The organism is Bordetella genomosp. 9, from assembly GCF_002261425.1.
Taxonomy (GTDB): Bacteria; Pseudomonadota; Gammaproteobacteria; order Burkholderiales; family Burkholderiaceae_B; genus Bordetella_C.
The window spans coordinates 200,675-220,003 of the sequence record NZ_NEVJ01000003.1; the positions used below are offsets into that span (position 1 = coordinate 200,675).

At 67.8% G+C, this 19,329-nt stretch carries 18 protein-coding genes; 13 read left to right on the forward strand and 5 right to left on the reverse strand.

The window, feature by feature from the left end:
* The first annotated feature begins 2 nt into the window (after window positions 1-2).
* Entirely contained in the window at window positions 3-1,310 is a 1,308-nt protein-coding gene (locus tag CAL26_RS12150; RefSeq protein ID WP_373454474.1) for an ABC transporter ATP-binding protein, read from the forward strand.
* 32 nt (window positions 1,311-1,342) lie between these two features.
* On the opposite strand, the gene CAL26_RS12155 is transcribed toward CAL26_RS12150, so the two are convergent.
* Window positions 1,343-2,503 (reverse strand): metallophosphoesterase, encoded by a 1,161-nt coding sequence (locus tag CAL26_RS12155; protein WP_094847187.1) that lies wholly within the window; start codon window positions 2,501-2,503, stop codon window positions 1,343-1,345.
* Window positions 2,504-2,677: 174 nt separating this feature from the next.
* Here CAL26_RS12155 and CAL26_RS12160 point away from each other — a divergent pair, with 174 nt between their 5' ends.
* Window positions 2,678-3,658, forward strand: a complete 981-nt coding sequence (locus CAL26_RS12160) for a VTT domain-containing protein (RefSeq protein WP_094847188.1) — start codon at window positions 2,678-2,680, stop codon at window positions 3,656-3,658.
* Window positions 3,659-3,774: 116 nt separating this feature from the next.
* Window positions 3,775-4,707 carry a site-specific tyrosine recombinase XerD gene (xerD, locus tag CAL26_RS12165; protein ID WP_094849830.1) on the forward strand — a complete coding sequence of 311 codons (933 nt, stop codon included), beginning with the start codon at window positions 3,775-3,777 and terminating at the stop codon, window positions 4,705-4,707.
* Window positions 4,708-4,717: 10 nt separating this feature from the next.
* Here xerD and alkB read toward each other — a convergent pair whose 3' ends face one another.
* Window positions 4,718-5,398 (reverse strand): DNA oxidative demethylase AlkB, encoded by a 681-nt coding sequence (gene alkB / locus CAL26_RS12170; RefSeq protein ID WP_094847189.1) that lies wholly within the window; start codon window positions 5,396-5,398, stop codon window positions 4,718-4,720.
* Window positions 5,399-5,468: 70 nt separating this feature from the next.
* On the opposite strand from alkB, the gene CAL26_RS12175 reads away from it, so the two are divergent.
* Both CAL26_RS12175 and CAL26_RS12180 read left to right on the forward strand, forming a co-directional pair.
* On the forward strand, window positions 5,469-6,131 hold the full coding sequence (locus CAL26_RS12175) for a carbonic anhydrase (RefSeq protein WP_094847190.1): 663 nt from the start codon (window positions 5,469-5,471) through the stop codon (window positions 6,129-6,131).
* 12 nt (window positions 6,132-6,143) lie between these two features.
* Window positions 6,144-7,004: a MetQ/NlpA family ABC transporter substrate-binding protein gene (locus tag CAL26_RS12180; RefSeq protein ID WP_094847191.1), complete on the forward strand. Its 861-nt coding sequence runs from the start codon at window positions 6,144-6,146 to the stop codon at window positions 7,002-7,004.
* A 66-nt stretch (window positions 7,005-7,070) separates the two neighbouring features.
* Here the strand turns inward: CAL26_RS12180 and CAL26_RS12185 are convergent, their stop codons facing one another.
* Window positions 7,071-8,132: an AI-2E family transporter gene (locus CAL26_RS12185; RefSeq protein ID WP_094847192.1), complete on the reverse strand. Its 1,062-nt coding sequence runs from the start codon at window positions 8,130-8,132 to the stop codon at window positions 7,071-7,073.
* 107 nt (window positions 8,133-8,239) lie between these two features.
* Between CAL26_RS12185 and CAL26_RS12190 the strand changes: the two genes are divergently transcribed.
* Window positions 8,240-8,650, forward strand: a complete 411-nt coding sequence (locus CAL26_RS12190; RefSeq protein WP_086064717.1) for a transcriptional repressor — start codon at window positions 8,240-8,242, stop codon at window positions 8,648-8,650.
* An 18-nt stretch (window positions 8,651-8,668) separates the two neighbouring features.
* Here the strand turns inward: CAL26_RS12190 and CAL26_RS12195 are convergent, their stop codons facing one another.
* Window positions 8,669-9,562: a LysR substrate-binding domain-containing protein gene (locus CAL26_RS12195; protein WP_094847193.1), complete on the reverse strand. Its 894-nt coding sequence runs from the start codon at window positions 9,560-9,562 to the stop codon at window positions 8,669-8,671.
* A 118-nt stretch (window positions 9,563-9,680) separates the two neighbouring features.
* Between CAL26_RS12195 and CAL26_RS12200 the strand changes: the two genes are divergently transcribed.
* From CAL26_RS12200 to CAL26_RS12230, 7 genes are all read left to right on the forward strand, one after another.
* The gene (locus tag CAL26_RS12200; protein ID WP_094847194.1) at window positions 9,681-10,673 is read left to right on the forward strand and encodes a Bug family tripartite tricarboxylate transporter substrate binding protein; all 993 of its coding nucleotides are present in this window, start codon (window positions 9,681-9,683) and stop codon (window positions 10,671-10,673) included.
* Between the two features lie 235 nt (window positions 10,674-10,908).
* Complete coding sequence (locus CAL26_RS12205; protein ID WP_094847195.1) at window positions 10,909-11,601, forward strand: 4-carboxy-4-hydroxy-2-oxoadipate aldolase/oxaloacetate decarboxylase; 693 nt, start codon at window positions 10,909-10,911, stop codon at window positions 11,599-11,601.
* A gap of 193 nt (window positions 11,602-11,794) precedes the next feature.
* Window positions 11,795-12,376 (forward strand): chromate transporter, encoded by a 582-nt coding sequence (locus CAL26_RS12210; protein ID WP_094847196.1) that lies wholly within the window; start codon window positions 11,795-11,797, stop codon window positions 12,374-12,376.
* Window positions 12,373-12,906 carry a chromate transporter gene (locus CAL26_RS12215; RefSeq protein WP_094847197.1) on the forward strand — a complete coding sequence of 178 codons (534 nt, stop codon included), beginning with the start codon at window positions 12,373-12,375 and terminating at the stop codon, window positions 12,904-12,906. Before CAL26_RS12210 ends, CAL26_RS12215 begins: the two co-directional genes overlap by 4 nt.
* A gap of 107 nt (window positions 12,907-13,013) precedes the next feature.
* Entirely contained in the window at window positions 13,014-13,790 is a 777-nt protein-coding gene (locus CAL26_RS12220) for a phytanoyl-CoA dioxygenase family protein (RefSeq protein ID WP_094847198.1), read from the forward strand.
* A gap of 92 nt (window positions 13,791-13,882) precedes the next feature.
* Entirely contained in the window at window positions 13,883-15,808 is a 1,926-nt protein-coding gene (locus CAL26_RS12225) for an ABC transporter ATP-binding protein/permease (protein ID WP_094847199.1), read from the forward strand.
* Complete coding sequence (locus CAL26_RS12230; protein WP_094847200.1) at window positions 15,809-17,836, forward strand: ATP-binding protein; 2,028 nt, start codon at window positions 15,809-15,811, stop codon at window positions 17,834-17,836.
* Between the two features lie 69 nt (window positions 17,837-17,905).
* Here CAL26_RS12230 and CAL26_RS12235 read toward each other — a convergent pair whose 3' ends face one another.
* On the reverse strand, window positions 17,906-19,210 hold the full coding sequence (locus CAL26_RS12235; RefSeq protein ID WP_179283344.1) for an MASE1 domain-containing protein: 1,305 nt from the start codon (window positions 19,208-19,210) through the stop codon (window positions 17,906-17,908).
* Between the last annotated feature and the right edge of the window lie 119 nt (window positions 19,211-19,329).

A 19,329-nucleotide genomic window follows, 5' to 3' on the forward strand; every position in this document is an offset into this window, starting at 1 on the left:
CGATGGTGACCGAAAACAATCTGCTGGATCTGACCGGCGTCAGCAAAATGTTCCGCACCGCGGATGGCGCGGCGCGTTCGGTGCTGGAAGGCGTGGATTTCCACCTGCGCGAAGGCGAGATCGTCGCCCTGCTGGGCAAGTCCGGCTCCGGCAAATCGACGCTGCTGCGCATCATGGCCGGCCTGATCCCGGCCGACCACGGCAGCATCCGCTATCGCGGGCAGCCGCTGTACGGACCCGCCGCGGGCATCGCCATGGTGTTCCAGTCCTTCGCGCTATTCCCCTGGCTGACCGTGCGGCAGAACGTCGCGCTCGGACTGGAAGCGCAGGGCGTGGCGCCCGCAGAGCGCGAACAGCGCGCCGAGGCGGCGCTGGAACTGATCGGCCTGGCGGGTTTCGGCGGCGCCTTGCCGCGCGAGTTGTCGGGCGGCATGCGGCAGCGGGTGGGTATCGCGCGGGCGCTGGCCACCAACCCCGACGTGCTGCTGATGGACGAAGCCTTTTCCGCGCTGGACGTGCTGACCGGCGAGTCCCTGCGCGACGACATGCTGGAATTGTGGGAAGAGCGCCGCATGGGTACGCGCGGCATCCTGGTGGTGTCGCACAACATCGAGGAAGCGGTGATGATGGCCGACCGCATCCTGATTTTCGCCAGCGATCCGGGGCGCGTGCGCGACGAAATCCACGTCACATTGCCGCGTCCCCGCAACGCCGATTCGCCGGAAGTGCGCTACCTGGTCGATCAGGTGTATTCGCTGATGACGGCCAAGCCGCTGCCGGCATCGTCCACCGGCGCGCCGCCCGCGCCGGTGCACCAGGCCTACCGCCTGCCCGACGCCAACGTCGGCACCATGGAGGCGGTGCTGGAACTGCTGGCCGAACCCCCGCTGAATGGCCGGGCCGACCTGCCGCGGCTGGCCGAGGAAGCCGGCCTGCCCGACGAGGAATTGTTCCCCGCCTACGAAGCGCTGGGCCTGCTCGGGCTGGCGGTGGTGGAACAGGGCGATATCGCCCTGACGCCGGTGGGGCGCCGCTACGCCGGGGCCGAACAGCAGGAACGCCAGGAGATCTTCGGCCGCCAGTTGCTGGCGCATATTCCGCTGGCCGCCAATATCTGCCATTCGCTGCAGCAGGAGCCCACCGGCGAATTGCCGGACAAGCAGTTCCTGGACATGCTGGAAGAATTCCTGAAGGCCGACGAGGCCGAGCGGGTGCTGAAGGTGGCCGTCGAGTGGGGCCGTTACGGCGAGGTCTACGGCTACGACTACCACACCGGTCGGCTGCACCTGCCGACCACGCCGGCGGAATAGCGCTCCCCGGCGGGCGCCGTCGCGTGTGGCGGTCAGCCGCCGCGCGCTGGCACCAGCCGGATCCGCGTGATCTCCGACGGCGCGCCCACCCGCTTGGGCGGCCCCCAGTAGCCGGTGCCGCGGCTGGTATAGACCCATAGCCGGCCCATTTTTTTCAGTCCGGCGGTAAAAGGCTGCTGCAGCCGGACGAAGAAATTCCAGGGCAGGAACTGGCCGCCGTGGGTATGCCCGGAAATCTGCAGAGTGTATCCCGCCGGCTCGGCCGCCTCCGCGGTGCGCGGCTGGTGGGCGAGCAGGATGCGCACCGTCGCGTCGGCCGGCGCGCCCAGCAGGGCGCCGCGCGGATCGCTGCGCTGGGCCGGATCGAACTGGCCGGCGGAGTAGTCGGTCACGCCCGCCAGGATCAGGCGCGCGCCGTTGTGCGTGATGACGACATGGCGATTGGACAGCACGTTCAGTCCCAGGCGTTCGAACTCCGCCACCCATTCGCGCGCGCCCGAGTAGTACTCATGGTTGCCGGTCACCACGTAGGCGCCGTAGCGCCCGGTCAGGTTGGACAGGGGCGCCGTGTGGGGCGACAACTGGTCCACCGGCCCGTCCACCACGTCCCCGGTCACGGCGACCACGTCGGCGCCCAGGGCATTGACGGCCGCGACGATGGCCTCGACGTAGGGGCGGCGAATGGTGGGACCCACATGCACGTCGCTGATCTGGGCGATGGTGAAGCCCGACAGGGCCGGGGGCAGCCCGGCAATCGGCACGTCCACGGTGACGACACGCGCCAGGCGCCGGGCATTGAACAGTCCCACCAGCGTGATCAGCAAGGCCAGCGCCGGCACCACCAGGGCGGACGTGCCGCGCAAGGACGCCATATCGGCGGGCAGGCCGCGCAGGGCGCCAACCGCCCAGACCGCCAGCAACAGCAGGTCGCGCAGCAGTGTCAGCACGAACAGCGAGGAGAAAAACCCCATCGCCATCAGGCCCGTCCAGGCGGCCTGCCGAGACCATCCCGGCGCCATCTGGCGGGCGCGGGCGCCCAGCGGAATCAGCACGCAGGACGCGAGCAGGTACAGCACCGCGAGCCAGCGGACGGGATCGGGTACGGGGGCTTCAGGGATCAGGCGCAGCGCGATGTAGACGTGCAGGAGAATGCCAATGGCGAGAATGCGGGTAATCAGAGGGGGGCGACGCATGCAGGGGTCTCCGCCGAATTGAAAAATAGCCGGCGCGCCCTCATTATGCGATATGGCGCTGACGCGCCGCATTAATTCCACGCGAATTCCACGCGCCGCCAGGCAGCCCCCGTCACACGCGGCGGGCGGCATGCCCAGTGTCCCGAGTTTGTCGAGTCTGTCCCGAGAACGGTTTTGAAAGATATCGAGTTCCTGCTGTTGGAGTACGGCCCGCTGCTGGTATTCCTGAACGTCCTGCTTGAGCAGGCCGGGCTGCCCATTCCGGCGTATCCGCTGCTGATCGTTGCCGGCGCGATGGCCGTGCAAGGCAATCTGCCCTGGGAGCTGACGCTGGTGGCGGCCGTGGTCGCCTGCCTGATCGCCGATGCTGCGTGGTACGCCGGCGGCAAGCGTTTCGGCAGCGGGCTGCTGAATACCGTATGCCGCGTGTCGATTTCGCGCGACTCCTGCATACGGCAGACGCAGTCGCTGTACTGGCGCACCGGGCCGCGCATCCTGTTCGTGGCGAAATTCCTGCCGGGCGCGAGCGCGCTTTCCACGGTGATGTCCGGCTACGCCGGCCTGCCTTTCCGCAGGTTCCTCGCCTACGATGCCGTCGGCTCCGTCATCTGGGCGGGATCGGCCCTGATCGTGGGCGCCGTCTTCAACGACATGGTGGGGCAGGTGATCGCCGTGCTGGGCGAGTACGGCGGCTATGGTTTGATGGCGATCGCCGTGGTCCTGGCCCTGTACCTGGGCTACCGCTGGGGGCGCCGCAAGCGCACCATCCGCCGCTTCGCCCATGTGCGCCGCGTCACCTTGGACGAACTGGACGAAATGCAGGCCCAGGGCTGCGTGCCGGTGCTGCTCGACGTGCGGGCCTCCAGCGACGATCCCTTGCCCGGGGCCATCGCCTTCGATCCGCACGCGGCGATCGGCCAGGAAGGGCAGGCGTGGCCGCTGGACGCGCACATCGTCGTGTATTGCGCCTGCCCGGAGGAAATCTCCGCCGCGGTGCTGGCCGATCGGCTGCTCAAGGCGGGCTATCGAAATGCCAGCGCGCTGGCGGGCGGGTACAACGCCTGGGTGGCGCGGCAGCAGGCCGCGGCCGCGTCGCTGGCGGGCGACACGCCGGGCCCGGCGGCATCCGCGCCGGCGCGGGCGTCCGGAGGCTGATCGCCGTGGCGACCAGGCCGGCCGATCCGGCCAGGCAGGCCACGCAGGCCACGCAGGCCAGGCGGGCCAGCCAGGGCGATCCAGCCAGGCAGGCCAAGCCCGCCAAGCCCGCCGCGCTGCCGCGCTCCGCCGAGGCGCCGTCGTTGCAGAGCCGCCAGGATATCGATCCCAGCGTCGCCGAATTCCTCGATGCCCTGTGGCTGGAGGACGGCCTGTCGCGCAACACCCTGAATGCCTATCGCAACGATCTGGCCGCGTTCGACGTCTGGCTGGATGAGCACGAAGGCCGGCGCATTTCGGCGGCCCATACCGGCGATATCGAAGCCTGGTTCGCCTCCGTCCACACCGATACGCGCCCGACGACGGCCAACCGCCGGCTGTCGGCGCTGCGGCGTTACTTCCAGTGGGCGCTGCGCGAACGGCGCATCGCGCAGGATCCCTGCCTGGCCGTCCGTTCGGCGCGCCAGCCGCTGCGTACGCCCAAGACCCTGTCGGAAGCCCAGGTCGAAGCCTTGTTGCGCGCGCCCCGCGTGGATACCGGACTGGGCTTGCGCGACAGGGCCATGCTGGAGACCCTGTACGCCACCGGCCTGCGGGTTTCCGAACTGATGGGGCTGGCGGCGCTGGACGTCGACCTGAACCAGGGCGTCGTGCGGGTGGTGGGCGGCAAGGGCGGCAAGGACCGCCTGGTGCCGCTGGGCGCGGAAGCCGCGCATTGGGTGGACCGCTACGTCAAGCATGCGCGGCCGCTCCTGCTGGCGGGCCGCATGTGCGATGCGCTGTTCGTGACCGTGCGCGGCGACGCCATGCACCGCCAGACCTTCTGGCTGATGGTCGGCCGCTATGCCCGCGACGCCGACATCCGCGCGCCGATCTCGCCCCACGTCCTGCGCCACGCCTTCGCCACGCACCTGGTCAATCACGGCGCCGACCTGCGCGTCGTCCAGATGCTGCTGGGCCACGCGGACATCTCCACCACGCAGATCTATACCCACGTCGCGCGCGAGCGCCTGAAAACGCTGCACGCGCAGCATCATCCGCGCGGATGACGGCGGCGCTTCAGCGCGTCTTGCGGAAGGTCAGGTTGACGCGGCTGGCGCCCGTCGCGGGATGCACGCCGTCGCGCAGTGGCGCGATGCCGTGGAAGGCCAGGCGCGACGGACCGCCCCATACGGCCACGTCGCCGTGCACCAGCGGGAAACGCCGCGGGCGGTCGGCGCGCTGCAGGCCGCCGAAAAGAAAGGTGGCCGGCAAGCCCAGGGATATCGACACGATGGGCGCGCTCAGGTCCAGTTCGTCGCGATCCTGGTGCAGGGTCAGGCGGGCCCCGGGGCGATACAGGTTGATCAGGCAGGCTTGCGGCGCGAAATCCGCATAGCCGGCGTGCGCCGCGGCCTCGCGCGCCAGGCGCGCCAGGCTATCCGGCATGGCGGGCCAGGGCTTGCCGCTGAGCGGATCTTCCGCGCCATACCGGTAGCCACGGCGATCCGAAATCCAGCCCTGGTCGCCGCAGTTGGTCATCGCCACCGACATCCGCTGCCCGCCGGGCGTAATCAGGTGCCGGAAGGGCGCGTCCGCCGCGACGGCCTTGACCGCGGCCAGCAGTTCGGCCGCGCGCGAGCAGGCATAGCGCCGCAGCAGCACGGCGCCCGGCGCGATGGGTTCATCCCAGGGCGCTTCTTCGTCGGGGCTGCCGAACAGATCGGCGGTGGCCGGTGGCGGGGCGTGAGAATCAGCCATGCCCTCGATTGTAGGCCGCGCCACGCGGGGCGCTAGAATAGGCTTCGTTTTTCCTGCAGGCGCGACCACCATGGACTTGACTTTCGACTTCCCCCAGCGGCTTGCCCGCGGATACCAGGATTTCCTCTCTGGACGTTTCCATGCGGAGCGCAACCGGTATCGACAATTGGCGGAAGGTCAGAGTCCCGAGATCATGGTCATCGGCTGCTGTGATTCGCGCGTGGCGCCGGAACTGATCTTCGACGCCGGCCCCGGCGAAATCTTCGTTCTGCGCAACGTGGCCAACCTGGTCCCGCCCTACGAACCGGATTCGCACTATCACGGCACCAGCTCCGCCATCGAATTCGCGGTCAACGGATTGAACGTGAAGCATATCGTCGTGATGGGCCATGCATCCTGCGGCGGCATCCGTTCGTACTACGACGATGCCGAGCCGCTGGCCAAGGGCGACTTCATCGGCAAATGGATGTCGCAGATCGACGCCACCGCGCGCAAGGTCGACATGACCGGCGACCGCGTGGCCGACCTGCGCCGCCTGGAGCTCAAGGTGGTGGAGCACAGCCTGAAGAACCTGATGACCTTCCCGTACATCAGCCAGCGCGTGCAGCGCGGCGAGCTGCAGCTGCACGGCGCCTATTTCGGCGTGGCCACCGGCCTGCTGTTCGTTCGCGATTCCAAATCGGGCGAGTTCGTGCCGGTCGGCGAAGGCCCGGCCGACGACGGCGCGGCCTGAGGCCAGCACGCGATGCCGGCATCGTTTCCGCCACGTTCATCCCACCTGTCCTTCAGCGCGCCGCGGCGCCGTGTGCTGCGCGCGCTGGGCGCCGCGGCCGCGGGCCTGGCCGCCGCGCCCGTCGCGCGGGTCCGGGCCCAGCCGGCGCCTTTGCGCATCGGCGTGATCGCCAGCGTCGCCAACGAAGCCACGGAAATCGCCATCACGCAGGCGCGCGATGCCGGCGTCAACGCCAGGCTGGTGGAGTTCGCCGACTGGGTGATGCCGAACGTCGCGGTGGCGGACGGCTCCATCGAGGCCAATTTCTTCCAGCACCAGCCTTTCCTGGATCTGTTCAACCGCAGCCGCGGCGCGAACCTGACTTCCGTGGCCTATGGTTATTCGACCACGATGGGGCTGTTTTCCAAGAAAGTTAAGCGGGGCGAACCCATGCCGCATGGCGCGTCGATCGGCGTGCCGGCCGACCCGGTGAATACCGGCCGCGCCTTGCTGCTGCTGCAGTCCATGGGCCTGATCAAGCTGAAGGCCGGCGCCGCCGAACGGGCCACGCTGCTCGACGTGGAAAGCAATCCGCTGGATCTCAAATTCGTCGCGATCGAAGGCGCGCAGGCGGCCCGCGCCTTCGATGACGTGACGGCGTCGGCCACCTACACGACCTTCGCCAAGCATGGCGGGCTGGACGAAAAGGACGGCCTGGCCTTCGACAACAACGATCCCGACAATGTGCGGCGCTACGCGATACGCTGGGTCGCGCTGCCCGAACACGCCCAGGACGCGCGCCTGCTGAAATTCATCGAGGTCTACCAGCAGTCCCCGGAGGTCAAGGGCACGCTGCGGCGCCTGTACGGGGACCTGATCGACTTCCCCTGGTAGGGCGGGGGAAGCCGGGGGAGGTGATCAAACCCTGGCGATCAAACCCTGGTGATCAAACCTCGGCGGTCAATCCTCGGCGGGCGCTTCGCCTTCCAGCGCGAACAGGTCCCACACCGCCACGAACAGCGCCGCGATCAGCGGCCCGATCACGAACCCGTTCAGGCCGAACAGGGCCATCCCGCCCAGCGTCGAAATCAGGATCACCCAATCGGGAAGCTTGGTGTCCTTGCCGACCAGGATGGGGCGCATGATGTTGTCGACCGTGCCGATCACCAGCACGCAGAAGGCGATCAGGCCCACGCCTTGCCAGATGGCCCCGGTCACCAGGAAGTACACGGCCACCGGCACCCAGATCAGGGCCGCGCCCACCGCCGGCAGCAGGGACAGGAAGGCCATCAACACCCCCCACAGCAGCGAGCCCTGGATGCCCAGCACCCAGAACGCCAGGCCGCCCAGCAGGCCCTGCGTCGCCGCCACCGCCACGTTCCCCTTGATCGTCGCCCGGATGACGGTGGTGAATTTGCGCGTCAGGTGCTTCTTGTAGGCCTCGCTGAGCGGAACCGCGCGGTTGATGGCGCGCGACAGCGCCGCGCCGTCGCGCAACAGGAAAAACAGCAGGTACAGCATGACGCCGAAACTGACCACGAACTGGAACGTGTCCTGGCCGATGCTGAACGCCTGCGTGGCCAGGAACTGGCTGCCCTGCACGGTCGCGGCGCTGAGCTTCTGCTGCAGGCTGCGTATGTCCGACAGGTCGAACCGGTCCAGCAGAGCGTGCACGGACGGCGGCATGGCGTTTATCACGCGCTCGAAGTACAGGCCGAAATTCAGGTCGCCCGACTTTATCTGTTGGTACAGCGCCGTACCTTCCTGCACCAGCGAGCCGGTGATCAGGATCACTGGCAGAATGGCGATCAGCACGCACAGCATCAAGGTGATCAGCGCCGCCGTGTTGCGGCGCTTGCCCATGCGCGCCAGCAGGCGGCGGTGCAGGGGGGCGAAGATGATGGCCAGGATGGTGCCCCAGAACACGGCGCCGTAGAATGGCCAGAGTATCCAGCCGAAAGCGATCGACACAGCGATCAGCAGGAAGATGAAAGTCCGGTAATGCAGGTTGGAATTGCTCATTGTTGGGGATTCCCGCGATAGCGCGCACCGCCCGTACGACGATGCGCCATGCGCATGATGCCATTGTTGGCAGGCCCGTGCGCCATTCTTGCAGGTGGAGGACAGACATGACGGATTCCGTCGATCTCAAGGGCATCGGGCTGAAAGTCACATTTCCCCGCCTGAAAATACTGGATCTCTTTCGCAACAGCGAACAGCGGCATCTGAGCGCCGAAGACGTCTATCGGCATCTGATGAACGAAGGCGTGGAAATGGGGCTGGCGACCGTCTATCGCGTGCTGACGCAGTTCGAGCAGGCGGGGCTGCTGAAACGCAGCCAGCTGGGCGGCAACAAGGCGGTGTTCGAGCTGAACGATGGCGACCGCCATCACGGCCATCTGGTCAGCACGTCGACCGGCGACGTGGAAGAGTTCGTCGATCCGGAGATCGAACGCCGCCTCCGGCAGATTGCCGACGATATGGGCTACAGCCTGACCGAGTTCACGATCACGATCTTCGCCACGCCCAAGCAGGCCTAGGCCCAGGCTGGCGGCGCGTCAGCGGCTGGCGGTGGCGGTGTCGAAGAACCGCGCCAGCAGCGGCGTCTCGTCGCCGACGCGATGGGCGAGCAGGATCTGGCTGCTGGCATCCGGCGTATCCAGCGGCCGGTAGACCACCCCGGGAATACCGGTCTTGGCATAGGTCTCCGGCAGCACGGACACGCCCATGCCCGCCGCGACCAGGCCCACGATGGTGGCGCCTTCCCGGGCTTCCTGGCCGATCTGCAGCGCGAAGCCGGCACGGCTGGCCAGCACGCCCACGTGCTCGAACAGCCCGCAGCCCAAGCCGCGCGGGAACAGGATGAAGGACTCGCCCGACAAGGCCGCCATGGGCAGGGGGCCATCGCCGCGCGCCAGCTTGTGTCCCGCGGGCAGGGCGGCCATCAGGCGGTCGCTCCACAGTGTCAGGACCCGGATGTCGGGGGGCGGGCAGAACAGGATGGACGGGCGCAGGAAGCCGACGTCGATGCTGCGGTCGGCCAGGGCCTGCAACTGTTGGCCGGTGGACATGTGCAGCAGGTCGGCCCGGGCGCCCGGATGCCGGCTGCGGAATTCCTGCACGATGCGCGGAAAGGCCTCGAACATGGGCACGGAGGCGGTGAAGGCGATGCGGATCTCGCCGGCTTCGCCCTGCAGCGCCTGCCGCACGACGTCGCCGGCGCGTTCCAGGTGCTGCAACGCCCGCCGCGCCTGTTCCAGGAACAGCGTGCCGGCCTCGGTCAGCTCCACGCGCCGCTTGGTCCGGTGCAGCAGGGTGGCGCCCAGTTCGTCTTCCAGGGATTTCACCTGCATGCTCAGGGGCGGCTGGCTGACGTGCAGGCGCCGCGCCGCGGCGCTGAAGCTCAGTTCCTCTGCCACCGCCACGAAATAGCGAAGCTGGCGAAAATCCATGGTTATCTGAAAAACGTATAAATGTTGATGGGAAAAAGTATTGGACGCTATCGCTAAGGGTAAACCATTATAACGTTTGCAACAGAAGGTATTTATACGCAATTCTCAGGAGACCTGAATGCGAGCCCGCAGCGCGCTTACCAAGTTTGTCCGCGGCTTTGGCCTGGCGACCGCCATGGCCACCGCCGTGATGCCGGGGATCGGGCACGCCGCCGATTTCCCGTCGAAGCCCATCAAGATCGTCGTGCCTTATGCGCCCGGCGGCGCGGTCGACATCGTGACCCGGCTGGTCGCCCAGAAGATGGGTGAAACGCTCAAGCAAAGCATCATTATCGATAACCGCCCCGGCGGCGCCACCAATATCGGCATGGACATCGTGGCGCGATCGCCGGCCGACGGCTACACCTTGCTGACGGCGTCCAATTCGCTGGCCAGCAATGCGTCGCTGTTCTCCAACCTGAACTTCGACCCGGCCAAGGATCTGATTCCCGTCGGCGCGATCGGCTACGCGCCGCTGGTGGTGGTGGTGCCGGCCTCGTCGCAGTTCAAGACGCTGCAGGACATGATCGCCTACGGCAAGGCCAATCCGGACAAGCTGACGTTCGCGACCGCCGGCAACGGCAGCTCGGGCCACCTGGCCAGCGAACTGCTGAAGGACGAAGGCAAGTTCAACGCGCTGCACGTGCCCTACAAGGGCGGCGCGCCGGCCATCACCGACATGCTGGGCGGCCGGATCGACTTCATGGCCATCAATCCGGTCGAAGCCATTCCGCACATCAGGGCCGGCAAGATGACGACCCTGGCCGTGCTGGACAGCAAGCCGTCCGCGCTGCTGCCGGGGGTGCCGACGATCTCGTCCCTGGGCCTGCCGAACGCGGCCGCGTCCGTATGGTGGGGACTGTGCGCGCCCAAGGGCACGCCCGCCGACGTGGTCGCGACGTTGAACGACGCACTGCAGAAAGCCCTGGCCGATAGCGCCGTGCAGTCGCGGCTGTCGGAACTGGGCGCGGTCACCACGCCGGGCAGCGCGGCCGACTTCGGCAAGTTCGTGCAGGACGAGACGGTGAAGTGGTCCCGCGTGATCAAGGCCGGCAATATCAAGGCAGACTAGAAGGCCCACCCCCGAAGCGCTGGCGCGCTTCCCCCTCAAGGGGGCGACGCCTGCGGACCGGCGGAGCCGGATCCGCTGCGGTGGAAGGCCCACCCCCGAAGCGCTGGCGCGCTTCCCCCTCAAGGGGGCGACGCTGGCGGACCGGCGGAGCCGGATCCGCTGCGTCCTGGGTCGCACGGGCGGGCGGCGTTGGTTTCTCGGGGGGGCGGGGGCGTGTGGCGTTATGGAGAATCGAATGACTTACGCGGTACGGAATATCCAGCGCGCCGATGGCGCGCTCATCAAGCAGTTGGCGGCGGCGGGGACCGCGACGGTTCATGAGGCGCAGGGCCGCAGCGGGCTGCTGCAGCCTTACATGCGTCCCATCCAGACGGGCGTGGCGATCGGCGGCAGCGCGGTGACGGTGCTGGCCCATCCTGGCGACAACTGGATGCTGCACGTGGCCATCGAGCTGTGCCAGCCGGGCGACGTCATGGTCGTGGCCTGCAGCGCGCCGAATACCGACGGCATGTTCGGCGAATTGCTCGCCACGTCCATGCAGGCGCGCGGCGTCGTCGGCCTGGTGATCGATGCCGGCTGCCGCGACGTGCAGGCGTTGAAGGACATGCGCTTTCCGGTCTGGTCCAAGGCGATTTCCGCCAAGGGCACCATCAAGGCCACGCCCGGCTCGGTCAACCTGCCGGTGGTGTGCGGCGGCGCCATGGTATCGGCCGGCGACGTGGTGGTGGCCGATGATGACGGTATCGTGATCGTGCCGCGGCGCCGCGCGGCGGAAGTCGCGCAGGCTTGCGACGCGCGCCTGCAGAAGGAAGCCTTGAACCGCAAGCGCCTGGCCGCCGGCGAGCTGGGGCTGGACATCTACGGCATGCGCGATAAGCTGCGCGAAGCCGGCCTGGTGTACGTGGATAGCGAGAACGACCTGCCCTGAATCCGCGCTGCTTACGCGCTCAGGCAGCAAGGCCGGGCCCTGCACGGCCGCCGACTGGATGATCCAGCGGCGGCCGTCCAGGGCCCGTTGTCGTTCTTCGGAGTTCCTCGGGCCACCCAACTCTTATATAATATATAAGACAGTCGCCCCAAAGTAACCCGAACCCCGCAACCTTCTCATTGGATTCCCCGGCATGAAGCCCGCAGCGAACTCCGCAGCGCCCGTGATCGAGCCGCCGCTCGCCGATCCGCCCACCGTGTGGCAATTGTTCATGGGCTTTTTCTGGTTGGGGTTGACGGCGTTCGGCGGCGCCTTGCCGCTGGCGCGCCGCATGACGGTGGAAAAGCACCGCTGGATCTCCAGCGAGGAGTTCACCACGCTGCTGGGCCTGTGCCAGTTCATGCCCGGCGGCAACATCATCAACCTGTCCGTGGCCTTGGGCATGCGGTTTCGGGGCGTGCCAGGCGCCATCAGCGCGATGCTGGGCTTCGTGCTCGTGCCCACGATCGTCGTTATGATGCTGGGCGCGGTGTACGACCATTTCCAGAACGACCCGCACGTCAAGCACCTGTTCGCCGGCCTGGCGGCCGCGGCGGCGGGCCTGCTGATTTCGCTCACCTTGAAGATGGGCGCGCCTCTGCTGAAGAACCGCTGGGGGCTGGTGGTCGCCGTGCTGTGCTTCATTGCCATCGCGGTCATGCGCATGCCGCTGCTGCCCACCATGCTGGTGATCACGCCGCTCAGCATCCTGATCACCTGGAGGATGCGCCGATGACCACCGTCCTGATCCAGCTGGCCGTTCTTTTCACGCAGTTGTCGCTGATCGCTTTCGGCGGCGGCAATACCATCCTGCCGGAGATGCAGCGCCAGGTCGTCGACGTGCATCACTGGATGACGGCGGAAAACTTCACGGCGCTGTTCGCCCTGGCGCAGGCCGCGCCGGGACCGAACCTGATGATCGTGCCGATGATCGGTTGGCATATCGCCGGGCTGCCCGGCATGCTGGTCAGCAGCTTCGCCAAGTTCGTGCCGTCTTCGCTGGTGGTCATCGTGGTGATGCGCCTGTGGGATCGCTTCAAGGACAAGCCGTGGCGCGCGGTCGCGCAGGCAGGCATCTTCCCGGTCACGGTGGGCCTGCTGGCGGCCAGCGCGGCCTTGATCACCGAAGCCTCGGTCGATGGCTGGCTGCTGGGCGCGATCGCGGCGGCTGTGGCCTTGCTGGGTTGGCGCACGCGCCTGCATCCGCTGTGGCTGCTGCTGGGCGGAGCGCTGGTCGGACTGGCGGGGCTGCCGGGCGGTTTCTAGCTTGATCCATGTCAGGGCGCGGTGGGCGGGATGGCGTAGAATTTCCGCCCTGGCTTGAACCTCCGGCGTGTCGATGATCCGACGCGCCGGGCCGCGTGGAATACCCGATGTCTTCGCCGTTGACAGCTGCCCAGCTCGACATCCTGCGTGAGCAGGGCTTTGTGGTCGTACCCGATTTCCTGCCCGCCGCGCAGCGCGATGAACTGCGCGCACTGGCGCAGGCCCAGCTCGAACAGGCCGTCGCGCCGGTCGAATACGAGGCCGACCTGGCCTATCCCGGCGCGCCCGTTTCGCGCCAGGCCGAAGGCGGCGGCACCGTCAGGCGCCTGCTGGATGCGTATGCCCGCGATCCGCGCTTCGCGGCCTGGGCCACCGCGCCCGCCGTGGCGGAATCCTTGCAGCGCTATTTCGGCCAGACACCCGTGCTGTCCCGCGCGCATCACAATTGCGTGATGACCAAGCATCCGCGTTTCGGCAGCCTGACCGGCTGGCACCGTGACATCCGCTATTGGTCCTTCGATCGGCAGGACCTGGTTTCCACCTGGCTGGCCCTGGGGCGGGAGACCGCGCAAAACGGTGGATTGTGGCTGGTCCCGGGCTCGCATGTGATGGAGCTGCCGGCCGAGCGTTTCGATGGCGCGCAGTTCCTGCGCGAGGACTTGCCCGAAAATGCGGCCTTGATCGCGCGCGCCGTGTCGCCGGAACTGGCGCCGGGCGACGTTCTGTTCTTTCATTGCAGAACCTTGCACGCCGCCGGCCGCAACCAGAGCGACCAGGTCAAGCTGTCCGTGGTCCACACCTACCACGCGGCCGATACGCATCCCTTGCCGAACACCCGGTCGGCCAGCAAGCCGGAAGTTCCACTCGCGCCCGCGCCGCACTGATACGCCGCCCCTGATACGCCGCCGTCCGGCGCCCCGTTGAAACCTTCTCGCCGGGGGGATGTCATAACGACATCCCGTCACGAGTGTCAATCATGGTTTCATATCGCGAAAAACAGCGGAACCCCAGGCAACAGCGCTCCGGGCAGGAGAGCCCCGGGCTGGAGAGCCCCGGGCTGGACAGCCTGGACAGCGGCACCCGCGTCTCGCCCGCCACCCTGGCGGCGCTATTCGACGGCGGGCGGAAAATCTCGGCCTGGCGCCTGATCAAGCCATATTGGGTCTCGGAAGACCGCCACCGGGCCAGGGGCCTGCTGGCGTTGGTGCTGGCGTTGAATCTGGGAATCGTCTATGTGAACCTCAGGGTCAACACCTGGTACGCGACGTTCTATGATGCCCTGGATAAACGCGACCTTCCCGCGTTCACCCACCTGATTTTGGTTTTTACGCTGCTGGCTTTCATTTTCATTGCGTTGAGCACCGCACAGATCTACTTCCGCCAGATGCTCGAATTCCGCTGGCGCCAGTGGCTCACCGACGTATACCTGCGGCAATGGCTGATCAGCCGTTCCTATTACCGCATGGAACGCGACCGTATCGTGGACAACCCGGATCAGCGTATCGCCGAGGACCTGCGCAGCATGGCGAGCAATACGCTGGCGCTGTCCATCGACCTGATATCGACGATCGCCACCTTCTGCGTGTTCGTCTCCCTGTTGTGGATGCTGTCGGGCGCGCTGGCGTTCGCGGTGTTCGGCCATCCCGAGCATATCCCCGGCTATATGGTCTGGGTCGCCATCGGCTATGGCATCCTGGGTTCCTTCCTGGTGCACAAGATCGCGCGCCGGCTGGTCGACGTCGGCTATCGGCAGCAGAAAGTGGAAGCCGATTTTCGCGTGCTGCTGGTGCGCGTGCGCGAAAACGCCGAGCAGATCGCCTTCTACGATGGCGGGCCGCAGGAAGGCCGGCGCGCGCGCGTGGCCTTCAAGGCCGTGCGCAACAACTGGCGCGAAATCATGCGCTATACCAAGCGGCTGGTGTTCGCCAATTCCATCTATTCGCAGATCGCCGTGATCTTTCCGCTGGTCGCCGCCGCGCCGCGCTACTTCGCGGGCGCCTTCACCCTGGGCGTACTCATGCAGCTGAACAACGCCTTTGGCCAGGTCAGCGGCGCCTGTTCGTGGTTCATCAACAGTTATGCCACGCTGGCGGACTGGCGTGCCACCATCAACCGCTTGCGTGAGTTCAGCATGCGCATGGGGCAGGGCGATCCCGACCGGTTGACGCGCGAGCAGGGCCACGAGGTCGCCGCGCGCGGCCTGCAGATCTTCCGTCCCGATGGCCAGGCGCTGGACGTGCCGGCCGAGTTCCGCCTGCGTCCCGGCGAACGCTGGCTGGTGCGCGGCCCGTCCGGCGCCGGCAAGAGCACGCTGCTGCGCACCCTGGCCGGCCTGTGGCCGCATGCGTCGGGCTCGCTGACCATGCCGGCGGGAGCGGATATGCAACGCTATGCCGATGCCGGCGCGGGCGCCGGCGCCGCTCCGGGCGGGCAGCCTGGCCCGGATGGCGACAAGCGCCACGTCGCGCTGTTCCTGCCGCAAATGGCGTACGTGCCCGACGGCACCTTGAAGCAGGCCGTCTGCTATCCCGACAGCGCGGAAGCCTACAGCGACGCCGAGTGCGCGGACGTGTTGCGCCTGTGCAGGCTGGAGGCCTATGCCGGGCAACTGGACGTGGTCGATGCGTGGTCGCGGCGCCTGTCGCCCGGTGAAAAGCAGCGCCTGGCGTTCGCCCGCGCGCTGCTGCTCAAGCCCGACTTCCTGTTCATGGACGAGTCCACTTCCTCGCTCGATACCGACACCGAGCGCCATCTGTACGAAACGCTGCTGCAACGCCTGCCGCGCGCGGCCATCGTCAGCGTGGCCCACCGCGATACGCTGGCGCGCTTCCACACGCACGAAATGCGGGTGGGGCCGCAGGCGGGCGCGCAGCAACTGGCGCTGGCGGCGGCCGGAGCCTGAATGCCTGTATTGACGCGCCGATCGCTGGCGGCCGTCGCCGCGTCCCTGGCGGCCTGCCTGGCATTCGCCTTGTCCGGCGGCCACGCGCATGCCCGTGCCGATGTCGATGCAACGGCGCCGGCGCGCATCGTGGCGGCCATGTCGCCCGACATCGAGCCTTCGGCGCCTGCGCAGCGTGGCACCGCCATCGTGCGTGCGGCCACGCAAGCCGGCGACATCAGCGAAAGCTTCGTCATCGCGCCGGCGGTATTCTGGCGCGAGATCTTCCCCGGCATCCTGCTGCTGCTGGCGACCGCGGTAGGCGTGTCGCTGGGCTATTGGCAGTTGCGCCGCGAGGTCATGCGGCGGCGCGCGGTCGAAGCGCAATTGCAGGCGGCCCGCGATCTCGCGGACAGCGCGGCCCTGGCCAAGGCGACGTTCCTGGCGACCATGAGCCACGAGATACGGACGCCGCTCAGCGGGATCATCGGCATGCTGGACCTGCTCATGCGGGCATCGATGGGATCGGAGCAACGGCAGATGCTGGGGGCCATCAACGCGGCCACCAACTCGCTGCTGCAGATCCTGGACCAGGTGATGGATTTCTCCAAAATGGAGGCCAACCGCATGAGCCTGGAATCTGTGCCGGTGGACCTGCGCGCCATGGTGCAGAGCGTGGTCATGGTGATGGGCGAGCCCGCGCGCCGCCGCGGCGTCAAGACCCCCTATGAAATCGACGACAAGCTCGGCGACGCGCTGCTGGGCGATCCCCTGCGGATCCGGCAGATCCTGACCAACCTGATCAGCAATGCCGCGAAGTTCACCGCGCATGGCGAGGTGCGATTGACGCTGACCGTGGACGCGTCGGATGCGGGCCATCAGTCGCTGCGCTTCGTCGTGGCGGATACGGGCATCGGCATACCCAGGGAAAAACTGGCGCAGGTCATGACGCCATTCCTGCAGGCCGACACGTCGATTTCGCGGCATTACGGCGGCAGCGGGCTGGGCCTGTCCGTCTCCAGCCGGTTGGCCGCGCTGATGGGGGGCAAGCTGCTGTTGAGCAGCGCGCCGGAGCAGGGCACGCGGGCCACCTTCGTCTGCCGCCTGCCGATCGCAAGACAGGCGGACGCGTCCGCCGCCGCGCGCGCCGGCGCGATGCCGATGGCGGCGTTGCCCGCCAAGGCGATCCCATTGGGTGCGATCGCATCGAATGCGAATCCGTCGGAGGCGAACGCATCGGATGCAGGCCCATCGGCGGCCATGGACGCGCTGCCGGATGTCGAGCTCGGCCCGGACGCGCCGCGCCTGCTGGTGGTGGACGACCATGCGATCAACCGCGACCTGATCCGCAGGCAGCTCGCCGCGCTCGGGTATGCCTGCGACGCGCGCGCCGATGGCGCCACGGCCCTGCAGGCTTTGCGTTCGGGCCGCTATGCCATGTTGCTGACGGATTGCCAGATGCCGGCAATGGGGGGCGCCGAGCTGGTCCAGGCCTGGCGCCAGGAAGAATCGCGCTGCGGCATGGCGCGCCTGCCCATCGCCATGGTCACCGCGCGGCCTCGTGAGGAACCGTCGCGCGATCCGGACATCGATGCCCATATCCGCAAACCCGTCACGCTGGACCGGTTGCGGGCGGTCCTGCTCACGTGCCTGCCGCCGGAAGCGGTGACGGCCGCGCTTGAAATGGACTGCGCGCCGGCGGCGCCGCGAGGCGGACTGGCTCTGGCGGTGCTCAGGGAAAATTTCCGCCAGGACGATGCTGCCCTGAGCGGGTTCCTGCAGGCCTCGTTGACGGCCCTGCGGGCGGACCTGGACCAGGCGCGGTCCGGACTCACGCCGCAGTTCTGCGCGCGCTATGCGGACTGGCTGCATCGCGCGCTGGGTGCGTTGGGGATGCTCGGGCACTGGCCGGTGGTCGACCAAGGCAACGCGCTGGAGGCCGCCTTGCTCGATACCCCGGGTGCGGACCTGCTGCCCGACATGCAGGCCTTTCTGCGGGCCTTCGCGGCGACCATCGACGATATCGACAGGGAAGCCCGGCAGCTGTGACGCCGCGGTTTCAATCCGGCGGCGGCCCGGCGTTCAATGGCGGGGTGGCATTCGGCGTCGGCGCGGCGTTCAATACCGCGCGTCGTCGCCCGCCATGCCCATCAGTCCGGTCATTCTGTCCGGCACCTGGCTGAGCGCGGACCCCGTCATTTCCATGGGATGGTAGCCGCCGTCCGAACCGCGCAGCCGCAGGCGCAGGCGCCGCAAGGCGTACGATTCGGTGCCGGTGTTTAACCAGGCGCGCACCTGGTCGCGGTCGTCCTCGTGCACGTGGCGCAGCCAATCCCCCAGCGGCATGGGTTCGTTCGCCACGTCGATGCCGTAGGGCAGGCGGCCCAGCCAGTACAGGCGTTCTTCCGTGCGGCGGTATTCCCAGGCAACCTGGCCGCTCACGCGCAGGGCGGCCTCCAGTTGGCGGGTCAGCGCGGCGGTGCGTTTCAGGGCCTGTTCGCGGTCGGCCGAAAGCGCGGTGGTGACCAGGCTCAACAGCGACGCGCAGCCCAGGAAGCCTTGCACCGCCAGCAGCGGTTCGCCGGTGAAATGGTCGATATTGGCGTAGGGACCCATGCCGCTCAGGGTGTAGGAGCCGGCGACCAGCGCGAGTCCCGCGACGGTCAGGGTGCTGCCGGCCGCGCCCCACGCCAGCGCCACGATGGCCACGAACAGCAAAGGGCCGTAGCTCACGCCGAAGCCGTCATGCCAGATGAAGTGCGCGCCGCTGGGCGGATTGTTGAAAACCAGCGTCGTCCCGGCCAGCAGGGCGAAGGCGGCGATCAGGCCTATCCAGAGATGCAGCACATTCTGCTCGGCCAGCGCGCGGGGGCGGAAGCGCGACCAGGCCAGTATGGCCGGTGTCGTGATGATGCAGCCGACGAAGCCGGCCAGGCTCCAGACATACCAGTGCGCGGCGGATGCCGACGCGTCCACGGCGCGCAGGCCCAGCGCGGCCAGGACTCCGCCGCCGATGCTGCCCACGGCCAGCACCACGATGAACCACAGGGTGGCGCGCAGGGTCGTCAGCATGGCGGGCGCGTAGGTGCGCCAGCGCCACAGCGCCGCGACGGCGCCGCAGAACGCCAGGTCGGTCAAGGCGAAGACCAGCGCGACCGGCACCGATCGGTCTCCCACCTCGACGCCGATCGCGACGTGCAGCGCGGCGGCCAGGGCCATCCAGCCGATCCAGCGGCGCGGCGGACTGAGCATGAGCGCCGCCATCAACAGGCCCGCGGGCGGCCAGAACAGCGTGGACAGCGTGACCGAGTCGCGCTCGCGCATGCTGACGGCGGCCAGGCAGGCATAGCCCAAGGTGTATCCCAGCAGGCACAGTACGCGGTGTCGCGTCATGGCGTCAGGAGAGGAATGGGGATCGGACATCGGACGCATCTTACAATGCTGATCCGGGGGACAACACACCGTTCGCAAGGGAAGAAATGATGGACATTCAGCGCTTTCGCCGTTTGGCGGCATCGCTTGCCGCGACCGTGCTCTGGGCC